Annotated in this window: 12 protein-coding genes; 11 read left to right on the top strand and 1 reads right to left on the bottom strand. The window is 67.7% G+C overall.

The features are described 5' to 3' along the window. Window positions 1-2: 2 nt before the first annotated feature. The 11 genes from AC5Y3Z_RS11385 (at window position 3) to eccD (ending at window position 14199) form a co-directional block, all read left to right on the top strand. Window positions 3-851, top strand: a complete 849-nt coding sequence (locus AC5Y3Z_RS11385; protein ID WP_463826237.1) for an ESX secretion-associated protein EspG — start codon at window positions 3-5, stop codon at window positions 849-851. 44 nt (window positions 852-895) lie between these two features. Beyond that, on the top strand, window positions 896-1447 hold the full coding sequence (locus tag AC5Y3Z_RS11380; RefSeq protein WP_463826238.1) for a DUF2694 domain-containing protein: 552 nt from the start codon (window positions 896-898) through the stop codon (window positions 1445-1447). Further along, window positions 1444-3174, top strand: a complete 1731-nt coding sequence (gene eccA / locus AC5Y3Z_RS11375) for a type VII secretion AAA-ATPase EccA (protein WP_463826239.1) — start codon at window positions 1444-1446, stop codon at window positions 3172-3174. The genes AC5Y3Z_RS11380 and eccA overlap by 4 nt, the downstream gene beginning before the upstream one ends. 3 nt (window positions 3175-3177) lie before the next feature. Then, on the top strand, window positions 3178-4623 hold the full coding sequence (eccB, locus tag AC5Y3Z_RS11370) for a type VII secretion protein EccB (protein ID WP_473138671.1): 1446 nt from the start codon (window positions 3178-3180) through the stop codon (window positions 4621-4623). Beyond that, complete coding sequence (eccCa, locus tag AC5Y3Z_RS11365; protein WP_473138672.1) at window positions 4620-6863, top strand: type VII secretion protein EccCa; 2244 nt, start codon at window positions 4620-4622, stop codon at window positions 6861-6863. Before eccB ends, eccCa begins: the two co-directional genes overlap by 4 nt. Continuing rightward, a complete protein-coding gene (gene eccCb, locus AC5Y3Z_RS11360) occupies window positions 6860-8608 on the top strand; it encodes a type VII secretion protein EccCb (RefSeq protein ID WP_473138673.1) in 1749 nt (582 codons plus the stop codon). The genes eccCa and eccCb overlap by 4 nt, the downstream gene beginning before the upstream one ends. 212 nt (window positions 8609-8820) lie before the next feature. Then, window positions 8821-9924 (top strand): PPE family protein, encoded by a 1104-nt coding sequence (locus AC5Y3Z_RS11355; RefSeq protein ID WP_463826243.1) that lies wholly within the window; start codon window positions 8821-8823, stop codon window positions 9922-9924. Window positions 9925-10015: 91 nt separating this feature from the next. Continuing rightward, a complete protein-coding gene (gene esxB / locus AC5Y3Z_RS11350) occupies window positions 10016-10318 on the top strand; it encodes a type VII secretion system ESX-1 WXG100 family target CFP-10 (RefSeq protein WP_065144405.1) in 303 nt (100 codons plus the stop codon). A 40-nt stretch (window positions 10319-10358) separates the two neighbouring features. After that, on the top strand, window positions 10359-10646 hold the full coding sequence (locus AC5Y3Z_RS11345; protein ID WP_463826244.1) for a WXG100 family type VII secretion target: 288 nt from the start codon (window positions 10359-10361) through the stop codon (window positions 10644-10646). Between the two features lie 116 nt (window positions 10647-10762). Next, on the top strand, window positions 10763-12667 hold the full coding sequence (locus AC5Y3Z_RS11340; protein WP_473138674.1) for a MinD/ParA family ATP-binding protein: 1905 nt from the start codon (window positions 10763-10765) through the stop codon (window positions 12665-12667). Next, window positions 12664-14199 carry a type VII secretion integral membrane protein EccD gene (gene eccD / locus AC5Y3Z_RS11335; RefSeq protein WP_473138675.1) on the top strand — a complete coding sequence of 512 codons (1536 nt, stop codon included), beginning with the start codon at window positions 12664-12666 and terminating at the stop codon, window positions 14197-14199. The genes AC5Y3Z_RS11340 and eccD overlap by 4 nt, the downstream gene beginning before the upstream one ends. 3 nt (window positions 14200-14202) lie before the next feature. On the opposite strand, the gene AC5Y3Z_RS11330 is transcribed toward eccD, so the two are convergent. Beyond that, window positions 14203-14964 (bottom strand): hypothetical protein, encoded by a 762-nt coding sequence (locus AC5Y3Z_RS11330; RefSeq protein WP_473138676.1) that lies wholly within the window; start codon window positions 14962-14964, stop codon window positions 14203-14205. Window positions 14965-15020 lie beyond the last annotated feature (56 nt).

Below are 15020 nucleotides of genomic sequence, written 5' to 3'. Positions count from 1 at the left end.
TCATGTCCGGTCCGCTCGCTTCCGGCCGCGCGGGCCTCGTTGACGATGTCGTCGGCGTGGAGGTCACCATCGACGGGATGCTGGTCATCGCCGATCGGTTGCACCTGGTCGATTTCCCGGTCGCACTTGGCATTCGGCCCAACATCCCCCAAGAGGAGCTGCGGGACGTGGTCTGGGACCAGGTGCGGCGCGACCTCACCGCGCAGGGGGTGCTGGACCACAACGGGCAACCGCACCCGGGGGTGGCGTCGATGGTTGAGACCATCAGTCGCGCCGACCGCACGCTGGAATGCCGTTGGTGGCGCCGCGACAGAGCCGGCGCGGGTGCCGCCGGCGTGATGGTCCGATTTGTGGTGTGCCGCAAGGGTGATACCCACGTGGTCGCGGCCCGCGACGACGACATGCTGGTGTTGCAGTTGGTGGCGCCGCAGGTCGGGTTGGCCGGCATGGTGACGACCGTGCTGGGCTCAGCGGAGCCGGCGCCCGTCGAGCCGCTGACCGGGGTCGCCAGCGAGCTCGCCGAGTGCACGACGGCCGCACACCTGACGCGGCACGGCGTTCCGCCGGCGCAGGCGCGCATCTATAGCGAGATCGTCAGCAACCCGACCAGCTGGGTCGAGATCGTCGCCAGCCAGCGCCATCCCGGGGGGACCACCACCACCACCCCCGCAGCCGCAGGCGTTCTGGACTCCGAGCACGGGCGTCTGGTCTCGCTGCCCCGCCGGGTGGGCGGCGAGCTGTACGGGAGTTTTCTCGCCGGCACCCAACAGAATCTGCAACGCGCGCTGGACGGCCTGCTCGAGCTGCTGCCCGCCGGATCTTGGTTGGACCATGCCGAAGCCTCCGCGTAACGCCCGCGAACTTTCCCGATACCAGTCCAGAAAGGGACGCCACAGTGGACCTGCCCGGTAACGACTACGACAGCGACGACCTCGGGGCGCTGGATTTCTCCGGCGGTGCCGTCGTCGAAGAGTCCTCGCTCGACGTGCTCGGTGACTATGCCCCACCGACCGAAACCGACGGCTCCGGAACCGAACTCGATGCACTGAGCGGGCTGACCGAGCAGGAGGAGGAACCCGAGCTGGCGTTGTTCACCGTCACCAATCCGCAGGGTTCGGTGTCGGTGACGGCGTTGATGGACGGCCGCGTGCAGCAGATCACCGTGACCGATCGGGCATCGAGCATGTCCGAATCGGGGCTTGCCGAAGAAATTTTCGTCATCGCCGACCTGGCCCGGCAGAAGGCGCGGGCCGCCCAACACACCTTCATGGTCGAGAACATGGGCGAGATGACCGGCGGCGACGCGCAACAGAACGCGCTGCTGCACGAATTCGTCGGCATGACACTGAATCTGCCGACGCCGGAAGAGGCGGCCGCCCGGGAAGCAGAGGTGTTCGCCTCCCGCTACGACGTGGACTACACCGCCCGGTACAACGGTGATCAATGACTGATCGCCTGGCCGGTCTGTTCGACAGTGCCGTCGGCATGCTGCCGTTGTCGGAGGCACGGTCACTGGACCTGTTCACCGAGATCACCAATGACGACGAGTCGGCGTGCGACGCGTGGGTGGGCAGGATCCGCTGCGGTGACACCGATCGCGTGACGCTGTTCCGGGCCTGGTACTCGCGCCGCAATTTCGGCCGGCTTTCCGGGGCCGCGCAGATTTCGATGAGCACGCTCAACGCCAGGGTCCCGATCGGGGGTCTGTACGGCGACATCACCTATCCGGTCACCTCACCACTTGCGGTGACGATGGGCTTCGCGGCATCTGAAGCAGCGCAAGGTAATTACGCCGACGCGCTGGAAGCTCTGGACGCCATGGCCCCCGGGGCGGCGGGCGGGTCCGAGCATCTGGTCGCGTGGCTCAAGGCGGTGATCTACGGCGCGGCCGAACGCTGGACGGACGTGATCGACCAGGTGAAGGGCGCCGGCAAGTGGCCGGACAAGTTCCTGACCGGTGCCGCCGGGGTGGCGCACGGTGTGGCGGCGGCGAATCTGGGTTTGTTCACCGAGGCTGAACGCCGGCTGACCGAAGCCAACGACTCACCGGCCGGTGAAGCGTGCGCCCGGGCCATCGCGTGGTTCCTGGCCCTGTCGCGGCGCAGCCAAGGCAACGAGGACGCCGCGGTGGCGCTGCTGGAATGGCTGCAGACCACCCATCCGGATCCGAAAGTCGCAGCGGCACTGAAGGATCCGTCCTACCGGTTGCAGACCACCACAGCCGAGCAGATCTCCTCCCGATCGGATCCGTGGGACCCGGCCAGTGTGGTGACCGACAACTCCGGCCGCGAGGCGCTGCTTGCCGACGCCCAGGCCGAGTTGGACCGTCAGATCGGGCTGACCCGGGTCAAGACGCAGATCGAGCGCTACCGCGCGGCGACCCTGATGGCGCGGGTCCGCGCCGCCAAAGGCATGAAGGTGGCCCAGCCCAGCAAGCACATGATTTTCACCGGTCCGCCTGGCACCGGCAAGACGACGATTGCGCGCGTTGTCGCGAACATGCTTGCCGGGCTCGGGGTGATCTCCGAACCCAAGCTGGTCGAGACCTCACGCAAGGACTTCGTCGCCGAGTACGAGGGTCAGTCGGCCGTCAAGACCACCAAGACCATCGATCAGGCCCTGGGCGGGGTGCTGTTCATCGACGAGGCGTACGCCCTTGTGCAGGAACGGGATGGCCGCACCGACCCGTTCGGGCAGGAGGCGCTGGACACCTTGCTGGCGCGAATGGAGAATGACCGCGACCGGCTGGTGGTGATCATCGCCGGCTACAGCAACGACATCGACCGGCTGCTGGAAACCAACGAGGGCCTGCGGTCGCGCTTCGCCACCCGCATCGAGTTCGATACCTACAGCCCCGACGAACTCCTCGAGATTGCGAAGGTCATTGCCGCCGCCAATGATTCGACGCTCAGCGGGGAAGCGGCCGATGCCTTCCTGGCGGCGGCCAAGGTGCTGCACGATCGGACTTTGCGTGGCCGGCCGGCGCTGGACATCGCCGGAAACGGCCGTTACGCACGGCAACTGGTCGAGGCTGCCGAACAGTGCCGGGACATGCGCCTGGCGCAGGGCCTGGACATCGAAGCTCTGGATGTGGACCGACTGCAGGAGATCAACAACGCGGACATGGCCGAGGCAATCGCCGCGGTGCATGCCCACCTCAACATGAGAGAGTGACACATGGGGCTTCGCCTGACCACCAAGGTTCAGGTCAGCGGGTGGCGCTTCCTGCTCCGCCGCGTCGAGCACGCGATCGTGCGACGCGACACCCGCATGTTCGACGACCCGCTGCAGTTCTACAGCCGTTCGGTGTGGCTCGGCATCGTCATCGCGGTGGTGATCCTGGTGGGCGCGGGGCTGCTGGCGTACTTCAAACCGCAGGGAAAGCTCGGCGGCACCACACTTCTCACCGACCGCGCCACCAACGAGCTCTATGTGATCGTCTCGGGGCAGTTGCACCCGGTCTACAACCTGACCTCGGCGCGGCTGGTGCTGGGCAATCCGGCCAACCCGGCCACCGTGAAGTCCTCCGAACTCACCAAATTGCCACTGGGCCAGACGCTGGGCATCCCCGGGGCGCCGTACGCAACGCCGGTGTCCGGGGACAACAACTCGGTGTGGACGTTGTGCGACACGGTCTCTCGCGCCGACACCGCCACGCCGCTGATCCAGACCTCGGTGATCGCGATGCCGCTGAAGATCGATCCGACGGTGGACCCGGTCGATGCGAACGAGGCGCTGCTGGCGACCTATCAGGGTCAGCAATGGATTGTCACCGAAAAGGGCCGTCACTCAATTGATCTCAACGATCGTGCCCTGACTTCGGCGATGGGCATACCCGTCACCGCCAAGGCTGTGCCGATTTCGGAGGGCATGTTCAACGCACTGCCCAGTCAGGGCACGTGGCAGCTGCCACCGATACCCGGGGCGGGCGAACCCAATACCGTCGGGCTGCCCGATGAACTGGTGATCGGGTCGGTGTTCCAGATCCACGCCGAAAAAGGTCCGCAGTACTACGTGGTGCTGCCGAACGGCATCGCGATGGTCAACGCCACCACCGCGACCGCGCTGCGCGCCACCCAATCGCACGGGCTGGTCGCTCCTCCCGCGGTGGTGCCGAGCGTCGTGGTCCGCATCCCCGAGCAGGTGTACCCCTCACCGTTGCCCGACCAGCAGCTCAAGATTCTGGCCCGCCCCGACGAGCCCACCCTGTGCTGGACCTGGGAACGGGCCGCCGGGGACCAGGCGCCCAAGCAGACCGTCCTCTCCGGGCGGCATCTGCCCATCGCACCGTCGCTGATGAACAGCGGTATCAAGCAGATCCAGGGGGCGGCAACCATTTTCATCGACGGCGGCAAGTTCGTCCGGTTGCAGTCCCCGGATCCGCGCTACGGGGAATCGATGTATTACGTCGACCCCGAGGGGGTGCGTTACGGGGTGCCCAACGCCGATTCGGCCAAGGCGCTCGGTCTGAGCTCACCGAAAACCGCGCCGTGGGAGATCATTCGGCTGCTGGTCGACGGGCCGGTGTTGTCCAAGGACGCCGCAATGCTCGAGCACGAGACGTTGCCGGCTGATCCGACTCCCCGAAAAGTTCCCGGCGGCACCCCTGGAGCGCCCTCATGACGACGAAGAAGTTCACCCCGACCATCACCCGCGGGCCGCGGCTGACCCCCGGTGAGATCAGCCTGACCCCGCCCGACGATCTCGGCATCGAGATTCCGCCGTCGGGTGTGCAGAAGGCACTTCCGTATGTGATGGGCGGCTGCATGGTCGGCATGATCGCGATCATGCTGGCCGGCGGGACCAAGCAGTTGTCGCCGTACATGCTGATGATGCCGTTGATGATGATCATGATGATGGTCGGCGGCATGGCCGGCGGCACCGGCGGTGGCGGCAAAAAAGTGCCGGAAATCAACGCCGACCGCAAGGAGTATCTGCGCTATCTGGCCGGGCTGCGCAGCCGGGTCACCTCCTCGGCCAGTTCGCAGGTGGCGTTCTTCTCTTACCACGCACCACATCCCGAAGATCTGCTGTCGATCGTCGGGTCCCAGCGGCAGTGGTCGCGGCCGGCCAACAGTGACTTCTATGCGGCCACCCGCATCGGGATCGGTGACCAGCCCGCGGTGGACCGGTTGCTGAAGCCGGCGGTCGGCGGCGAGCTGGCCGCATCCACGGCGGCGCCCCAGCCGTACCTGGAGCCGGTCAGCCACATGTGGGTGGTGAAGTTCCTGCGCACCCACGGTCTGATCCACGACTGCCCGAAGCTGCTGCAGCTCCGCACATTTCCGACGATCGCGATCGGTGGTCACCGGCCCGGCGCCGACCGGCTGTTGACCGCGATGCTCTGCCATCTCGCGGTGTTCCACCCGCCGGACCTGTTGCAGATCCGGGTGCTCACCGAGGATCCCGACGACCCGGACTGGTCCTGGCTGAAATGGCTTCCGCACGTCGCGCATCAGACCGAGACCGACGCGGCGGGCCCGGTCCGGATGATCTACACCCGTCCCGACGGGCTGGCCGATCTCGCCGCGCGCGGACCGCACGCCCCCGACACGCTGCCGACCGGTCCCTACGTCGTCGTCGTCGACCTGACCGGCGGCAAGGCGGGATTTCCGCCCGACGGCCGGGCCGGAGTCACGGTGATCACGCTGGGCAACCACCGCGGGTCGGCCTACCGCATCCGGGTCAACGACGACGGCAAGGCCGACGACCGGCTACCCGGCCAGCAGTTTCGGCTGGTGGTCTCGGCCGCGGACGGGATGTCCCCGGCCGAGGCCAGCCGGGTGGCCCGGAAACTGGCCGGCTGGTCGATCACCGGAACCATCCTCGACCGGACGCAACGCGTCCAGAAGAAGGTGGCCAGCGAGTGGCACCAACTGGTGGGCGCCAAGAGTGTCGAGGAGGTGACTCCGAGCCGCTGGCGGATGTACACCGACACCGACCGGGACCGGTTGCGGATTCCCTTCGGCCACGAACTCAAGACCGGCAATGTGATGTACCTCGACATCAAAGAGGGCGCCGAATTCGGTGCCGGACCGCACGGGATGCTGATCGGCACCACCGGCTCGGGCAAATCGGAGTTTCTGCGCACGCTGATCCTGTCGCTGGTCGCGATGACCCATCCCGATCAGGTGAACCTACTGCTCACCGACTTCAAGGGCGGGTCGACTTTCCTTGGTATGGAGAAACTTCCGCACACCGCCGCTGTCGTCACCAACATGGCCGAAGAAGCCGAGCTGGTCAGCCGGATGGGTGAGGTGTTGACCGGCGAGCTGGACCGGCGGCAGAACATCCTGCGTCAGGCCGGCATCCAGGTCGGTGCGGCGGGCGCCCTGTCCGGGGTGGCCGAGTACGAGAAGTACCGCGAGCGGGGTGCCGATCTGGCGCCGCTGCCAACGCTCTTTGTGGTCGTCGACGAGTTCGCCGAACTGCTGCAGAGCCATCCCGACTTCGTCGCGCTGTTCGACCGCATCTGCCGGGTGGGCCGCTCGCTGCGGGTGCACCTGCTGCTGGCCACCCAGTCGCTGCAGACCGGCGGCGCCCGCATCGACAAACTCGAACCGAACCTGACCTATCGAATAGCGTTGCGCACCACCAGTTCTCACGAATCGAAGTCGGTGATCGGTACGCCCGAGGCGCAGTACATCACCAATAAGGAAAGCGGCGTCGGGTTCCTGCGGGTCGGCATGGAGGATCCGGTGAAGTTCAGCACCTTCTACATCGGTAGTCCGTACATCCCGCCGGCCGCCGCCGACACCAACGGGGACAGCGGGCGTGCCGGCGCGCAGGTCGGCAGGCAGTCCATGCGGATCCGCCAGTTCACCGCGGCGCCGGTTGTCGAGGAAGAGGTGGTGAAGTCATGACGAACACCGAGACGCGGGCCCTGCGCGAAGTGATCCTCGACCAACTGGGCACCGGCGAATCCCGGGCGTACAAGATGTGGCTGCCGCCGTTGACCGATCCGACGCCGCTGGACGAACTGATCGCCCGGGACCGGCGACAACCGTTGCGATTCGCCCTGGGGATCATGGACGAGCCGCGCCGGCACCTGCAGGAAACCTGGGGTGTCGACGTGTCCGGTGCCGGCGGCAACATCGGCATCGGCGGCGCACCGCAGACCGGAAAGTCCACCCTGCTCCAGACGTTGGTGATGTCGGCGGCCGCCACCCACTCCCCGCGCGACGTGCAGTTCTACTGCATCGACCTCGGTGGCGGCGGGCTGATCTATCTGGAGAACCTGCCGCACGTGGGCGGCATAGCGAGCCGCTCCGAACCCGACAAGGTCCACCGCGTGGTCGCCGAGATGCAGGCCGTGATGCGGCAACGCGAGCAGATGTTCAAAGAGCACCGGGTCGGCTCGATCGCGATGTACCGGCAGCTACGCGCCGACCCGAATCAGCCCGTCGCGGCCGATCCCTACGGCGACGTGTTCCTGATCATCGACGGGTGGCCCGGCTTCGTCAGTGAGTTCAACGAGCTGGAAGCGCCGGTGCAGGATCTGGCCGCGCAGGGCCTGGCGTTCGGCGTGCACGTCATCATCTCCACGCCACGGTGGACGGAACTGAAGTCACGTGTCCGCGACTACCTGGGCACCAAGATCGAGTTCCGGCTCGGCGACGTCAACGAGACCCAGATCGACCGCATCACCCGGGAGATCCCGGCCAACCGGCCGGGCCGCGCGGTGTCCATGGAGAAACACCACCTGATGATCGGGGTGCCCCGCTTCGACGGGGTGCACAGTCCGGAGAATCTCGTCGACGCGATCACCGCCGGGGTCGAACGCATCGCCGCGCAGACCACCGAGAAGGCGCCCCCGGTCCGGGTGCTGCCCGAACGCATCCACCTCTACGAGCTCGATCCGAACCCGCCCGGGCCGGCTGCGGATTACCGCACCCGCTGGGAGATTCCCATCGGGCTGCGTGAAGCGGACCTCACGCCGGCCTACAGCCACATGCACACCAACCCACACCTGCTGATCTTCGGTGCGGCCAAGTCCGGCAAGACGACCATCGCCCACGCGATCGCGCGCGCCATCTGCGCCCGCAACAGTCCCGACCAGGTGCGGTTCATGCTGGCCGACTACCGCTCCGGCCTGTTGGACGCGGTCCCGCAGAGTCACCTGCTGCAGGCCGGTGCGATCAACCGCAACAGCGCGAGCCTGGACGAGGCGGTTCAGGCGTTGGCGGTGAACCTCAAGCGGCGGTTGCCGCCGACCGATTTGACGACGGCGCAATTGCGTTCGCGTTCGTGGTGGACCGGATTCGACGTCGTATTACTGGTCGACGACTGGCACATGATTGTCGGTGCCGCAAGCGGCATGCCACCAATGGCTCCGCTGGCACCACTATTGCCGGCGGCGGCCGATATCGGGTTGCACATCATTGTCACCTGCCAGATGAGTCAGGCATACAAGGCCACGATGGACAAGTTCGTCGGCGCCGCGTTCGGGTCGGGTGCGCCCACCATGTTCCTCTCCGGGGAGAAACAGGAGTTCCCGTCCAGCGAGTTCAAGGTCAAGCGGCGGCCTCCTGGCCAGGCGTTTCTCGTGTCGCCCGACGGAAAGGAGGTCATCCAGGCGCCCTACATCGAACCGCCCGACGAGCTCTGAGAATAAGTGTGCGGAGCACCCCTCGACCCCGGTTAGGATTATTGCAACGCACGAAGAAAGCCTCCGAGGAGAACGAGAAATCGGGCCTACGGAATTCCGGCGGTGACGACGAAGTTTGGGTCCGGAACGCAAATATTCGCGGGCCCGTCCAACCAAAATAGAAAATTATTTCCAGCAATTGGCCGAATCGGGAACAGAGGGGAGTTGACCACATGTTCTGGCACGCAATGCCACCGGAGTTGAATACCGCTCGGCTGATGGCCGGCGCCGGTCCCGCCCCGATGTTGGCAGCGGCCCTCGGGTGGGAGACGCTGGCAGCCGCGCTGGACGCCCAGGCCGCGGAATTGACCGCCCGGTTGAACTCACTCGGCGAGGCCTGGACGGGCGGCAGCAGCGACAAGGCGATCGCGTCGGCCCTCCCGATGGTGACCTGGTTGCAGACCGCCTCGACCCAGGCCAAGACGCGCGGGATGCAGGCCACAGCACAGGCCGCGGCCTACACCCAGGCGATGGCGACCACACCGTCGCTGCCCGAGATCGCGATGAATCACATCACCACCGCGGTCCTGACTGCGACCAACTTCTTCGGCATCAACACCGTCCCGATCGCGTTCAACGAGATCGACTACTTCGTCCGGATGTGGACCCAGGCGGCGGTGGCGATGGACATCTACCAGGCCGAAACGCTCGCCAACACCATGTTCGACAAGATCGAGCCGATGACGGCCATCCTCGACCCGGGGGTGAGCCAAGGTGCCATGGCGACGAACCCACTGCTGGGGATGCCCGCCCAACTCGGCAGCGTGACGCCGGGCCAGTTGTCCGCGACGGCCGGCCAGGTCGCGGAGTTGAGCGGCCCGATGCAACAACTCGCCCAGCCCGCTCAGCAGATGACCTCGATGTTCAGTCAACTGGGCAGCAGCTCAGGCACCGGTACGGGTCTGGGTGACGAGGAAGCGCAGATGGGTCTGCTCGGTGCCAGCCCACTGTCGAACCACCCCCTCGCCGGCGGCTCGGGCGCCAGCGTTGGCTCGGGATTGCTACGCGGGGAAGCACTCCCGGGCGCGGGTGGGACATTGACCCGCACGCCGCTGATGACCGGGTTGATCGACAAGCCCGTGGGTCCGGCGATGATGCCGGCGGCCGCTGCCGGCGAAACCGCGACCGGAGGTTCGGCGCCGGTGGGTGCCGGCGCGATGGGCCAGGGTGCCGGCTCCGGCGGCGGCACCAGGACCGCGCTGGCGGTCCCGGCCGCGGCGAGCGACGAACACGACGAACCAGAAGAACAGCTGTGGGATGACGACGACGAATGGTGATCGCACCACAGCCACCAGGAACTTCCCGGTCAACCGGGCCGGAAGACTTGCCAACCACGGCGAGGATTGGAAAGAGAGAAAGTAGTCCAGCATGGCAGAGATGAAGACTGATGCCGCTGCCCTCGCGCAAGAGGCAGGTAACTTCGAACGGATCTCCGGTGATCTGAAGACTCAGATCGACCAGGTCGAATCCACCGCAGCGTCGCTGCAGGGTCAGTGGCAGGGTGCCGCCGGCCAGGCCGCCCAGGCCGCCGTCGTGCGCTTCCAGGAAGCCGCCAACAAGCAGAAGGCCGAACTCGACGAGATTTCGACGAACATCCGTCAGGCCGGCGTCCAGTACTCCCGGGCCGACGAAGAGCAGCAGCAGGCGCTGTCCTCGCAAATGGGCTTCTGAGCCGATCCCCCCACATACCACCAGAAACGGAGCAAACGACATGACAGAACAGCAGTGGAATTTCGCGGGCATCGAGGCCGCGGCCAGCACCATCCAGGGAAACGTTTCCAGCATCCACTCCCTGCTCGACGAGGGAAAGCAGTCGCTGACCAAGCTCGCGGCGACCTGGGGCGGCAGCGGTTCGGAGGCCTACCAGGGCGTTCAGCAGAAGTGGGACAGCACCGCGCAGGAGCTGAACAACTCGCTGCAGAACCTGGCCCGGACCATCAGCGAGGCCGGTCAGGCCATGCAGTCCACCGAGGGCAACGTGACCGGGATGTTCGCCTGACAAAGGGCGCTCTGCGCGTAGAATCTGCAAGCACGAGATCGGGCGAGCTGACCCCTTCGGGGGGATCTCGCCCCTTCTCGTGCTTCTTTCATGTGACGAACTTCTGAGAGGTTCTGATGCCGGCCGACTACGACAAACTCTTTCGGCCCGCGCCAGAATCCGATTCCCCCCCGGACGAGACCAGGCAAACATTTTTCGATCCGAATTCGTTGTCCACACCCGGCCGTTCAGCAACCGGCAATGGCGACGCCGGAAATACCCCGCCCGTCGACTGGTCGCAGCCCACCGGTCCGGCCCCCGGCGCACCGCCGCCCCGCATGCCGATCGGGGCACCTCCGCCAGAACCACCTGAACCCCCACCGCCACCGCCCGCGATGCCGGCCGCGCCGCCACCGGCGTCGGCCGCACCGGCCGCACGGCCCACGTCACCGTTGCCGCCCATGCCGATCGGCGGACCGCCGCCGCCACCGCCCCCCGAGCTCCCGACGTACTCGGCCAAACCGCCCCCGGTGGTGCCCGAACGCATCGCAGCACCCGAACCGCCGCCGGCCGCGCCACCGCAAGAGGCCGCTCCGGTCGAGCGGCCGCCGGCACCTCACCCGCCCATGCCGATCGGCGGGCCGCCGCGCGCGCCGGAACCGCCGCAGCCCGAGCCGGAGCCGGAGCCGGAGCCACCGCCGCCCCCGGTTCGCGTCGCCGGCCCCCCTCCCCCGCCGCCCGGCCCGGCACGGGTCCCGCCCGACCGGCCCGACGCAGGTTCGAATCCTCGGGTGCGGCTCGGCACCCACCAGCGCCCCCCGCAGCCACCGAGCCCACCGGCGCCCGAGCAGCCGCCGACACGTCGCAGACACCGGTACCTGCCTGACCCGGAGTCCGGCGAGCCCGACCCGGCGGGCGCCACCTACTTCCGGGTTCCGATGCCCGAGGCTCGGCCGGCCGCGTCACCCGGACAGCCCGGCCAGACGGGTGACCGCCCCGGCAAGCGGCGAGCGCCATCAGGGCCGTTGCCGGCGCAGCCGCCGCCCGCGCCGGCCGACCCGCCACCGGCAGCGTCGCAGCGGGCACCCGCGCCCCCACCCGCTACCCCGCAGCAACCTCCACCTTCAACGCCGCCCCGAGCGCCGTCACCGGCCGCCGCTAAGCCGATTCCGCAACGGGGCTGGCGGGGGCTGGTCTACAGGTCGACGCGGATCAATCTCGGCCTGTCCCGTGACGAGCAGTATGAATTGGACCTGCGCACCCGAGTTGCGCGCAAGCCGCGCGGGTCGTATCAGATCGGGATGCTGGGTCTCAAGGGCGGCGTCGGCAAGACGACGACGACGGTCACGTTGGGCACCATGCTGGCGCAGGTGCGCGGCGACCGGATCCTGGTCCTCGACGCCGACCCCGGCTGCGGCAATCTGGCCGAGCGGGCGGGCCGCACCTCGTCGTCGTCCATCGTGGACCTGGTGGCCGACAAGAACCTGTCGCACTACAACGACATCCGCGCGCACACCAGCGTGAACGCGGACAACCTGGAGATCCTGCCGACCGCCGAGTACACCACCGCGGCACGCGGACTCAGCGGCGACGACCTGCGCGCGGCAGTGGATACGGTGTCGAAGTTCTACAACCTGGTGCTGGCCGACTGTGGGCCGGGCCTGTTCGATCCGGTGACGCGGGGTGTGCTGGAGACGGCGTCGGCGATCGTGATCGTCACCAACGTGTCGCTGGACAGCGCCCGCCAGGCCGAGAGCGCACTGGAATGGCTGCACCGCAACGGTTATCAGGACCTGCTCGGTCGCGCCGTCGTCGTGATCAATCATGTCGCGGTCGGCGAAACCAACATCGCGGAGAAGCAATTGGTGCGACAGTTTCAACAGCTGGTTCGACCCGACCGGGTGGTGCTGCTGCCATGGGACAGGCACATCGCCACCGGGACCGAGATACGACTCGATCAGCTCGGCCCGGTCTACCGGCGCCGGGTGCTCGAGCTGGCCGCGGCATTGTCCGACGATTTTGAAAGGGCGGGACGTCGTTGAGCGCACCTGCTGTTGCTGCCGGCTCGACCGCGGCGGGCACCGCCCCCGCCCGACCCGCGACCACACGCGTCACGGTGCTGACCGGCAGACGGATGACCGACCTGGTGTTGCCGGCGGCGACACCGATGTCCACTTACATCGACGAGACCGTCGCGGTGCTCGCCGAACTCCTCGAGGACACCCCGGCCGACATTCTGGGCGGGTTCGACTTCTCCGCGCAGGGCGTGTGGACGTTCGCCCGCCCCGGCTCGCCGCCGTTGAAGCTCGATCAGTCCCTCGACGAGGCGGGCGTCGTCGACGGGTCGCTGCTGACCCTGGTCTCGGCGAGCCGGACTGAGCGGTATCGACCGCTGGTCGAAGACGTCATCGACGCGATCGCGGTGTTGGACGAGACACCCGAATTCGACCGGACGGCGCTCGACCGTTTCGTGGCCGTCGCAATCCCGATTCTGGCCGTCCCGGTCACCGCGGTCGCGTTACGGGCGTGGTGGCTGACCGGGCGGAGCTGGTACTGGGCGCTGGCGATCGGCCTGGTGGGGATCGCCGTGCTGGCCGCCTCGTTCGTGGCGAACCGCCTCTACCAGAAGGCCCAGCTTTCCGAATGCCTGCTGATCGCGGCGGTACCGCTGATCGCGGCCGCTGCGGCCATCGCCGTTCCGTTGCCGCGCGGGGTGAGCTCGCTGGGGGCACCCCAGCTCGCCGCCGCCGCCACTGCGGTGCTGTTCCTGACCTTGCTGACGCGCGGCGGGCCGCGCCGGCGACATGAACTGGCGTCGTTCGCCGTCATCACCATGATCGCGGTGATCGGCGCGGCGATCGCCTACGGCTACGACTATCAGCGCTGGGTCCCGGCCGGCGCCATCGCATTCGGCCTGTTCGTGGTGACCACCGCGGCCAAACTGACCGTCGCCGTCGCCCGCATCGCCCTGCCGCCGATCCCGGTGCCCGGCGAAACGGTGGACAACGAGGAGCTGCTCGACCCGGTCACGGCCGACGAGGCCACCAACGACGAGACCCCCACCTGGCAGGCGATCATCGCCTCGGTGCCGGCGTCGGCGGCTCGGCTGACCGAACGCAGCAAGCTGGCCAAGCAACTGCTGATCGGCTACGTCACGGCGGGCACGCTGATCCTGGCCACCGGCGCCGTCGCGGTGGTGACGCGCGGACACTTCTTCATCCACACACTGGTGATCGCGTCGCTGCTGACCGTCCTCTGCGGGTTCCGGTCGCGGCTCTACGTGGATCGCTGGTGCGCGTGGGCCCTGCTCGCGGCGTCGGTCGGCATCCCGACGGGTCTGACGGTCAAACTCGTGCTCTGGTACCCGCAGTGGGCGTGGCTGATCCTGACCGGCTACCTCGCGGTTGCCCTCATCTCGCTGGTGATCATCGGCGCGATGGCCCCGGTCCGGCGCATTTCGCCGGTGGCCAAACGGATTTCGGAACTGGTCGACGGGGCGGTGGTGGCGTCGGTCATCCCGCTGTTGCTGTGGGTGACGGGCGTCTACGACATGGTCCGCAACCTGCGGTTCTGATCGCTAGATCGGCGCGACGACCGAGCCTTCAGCGGGTTTCGGGCCGGATGCGCCGGAGGCGGCCACCGGAGCGCTGACCAACGTCGCCTGGCCCGCGGCGGCTCCGTCGGTCGGCTGACCGTCGGCCTGGTCCTGGTCGTCCTTGTTGTCCTCATCCGGCTTGGTGTCACTGGCAAGCTGTGCCCCGCCGCCGCCCTGCGACGCCTGCGAGGCGGCCTGCTGCACGCTCTGGCCGACCTGTTGACCCATCGGCGCCATCTGCTGCGCCAGCGGAGCCAGTTGCACCAGCTGCGGAACCGTTGCGGCGATTTGCGGCGACAGCGCCGCCGCCTGCGCGCTGACCTGCGCCGCAGCACCTGCGGCCGCACCCCCCAGCACCTCCTGCGCAGCGGCCACCGGCCCGCCCAGCATGGCCGCACCCAGCCCCGCCGACTGACCGGTCATGGCGCCCATCACGTTGGCACCCGGCGCTTCGCCCCCGACTCCGAACTGCGTCAACGCCTGACCCAGAGACTGATCAGCCTTGGTGTAGACATCAGCCGCGGTACCCATGCTGGTCGCGGTGCGTTTCAGCGCCGCGGTGACACCGGGCAGGCCGTCGGTGACCAGCGACTCGATTCCCGGCATGGTCTGGTTGATCGCTGCCGACACCGCATCCGATCCGGGCACCGTCACCGGCGCCGGGGGCGTCGGGAAGACGAGTTCGGTGAGCTTGCTTGCGGCGGCGATCAAGCGAGCGGGATCCACGGTCAGCGGTTCGGCCATCGCAGCATCCCTTCTCTGAGTGGGGTCTTACCGTTCACAATTTTACCGGCCTTCAC

The sequence above is a fragment of the Mycobacterium sp. NGS61 genome (genome assembly GCF_059812325.1).
Note: the sequence above shows the minus strand (reverse complement) of the source record. Positions and strands in the feature narration are given on the sequence as shown.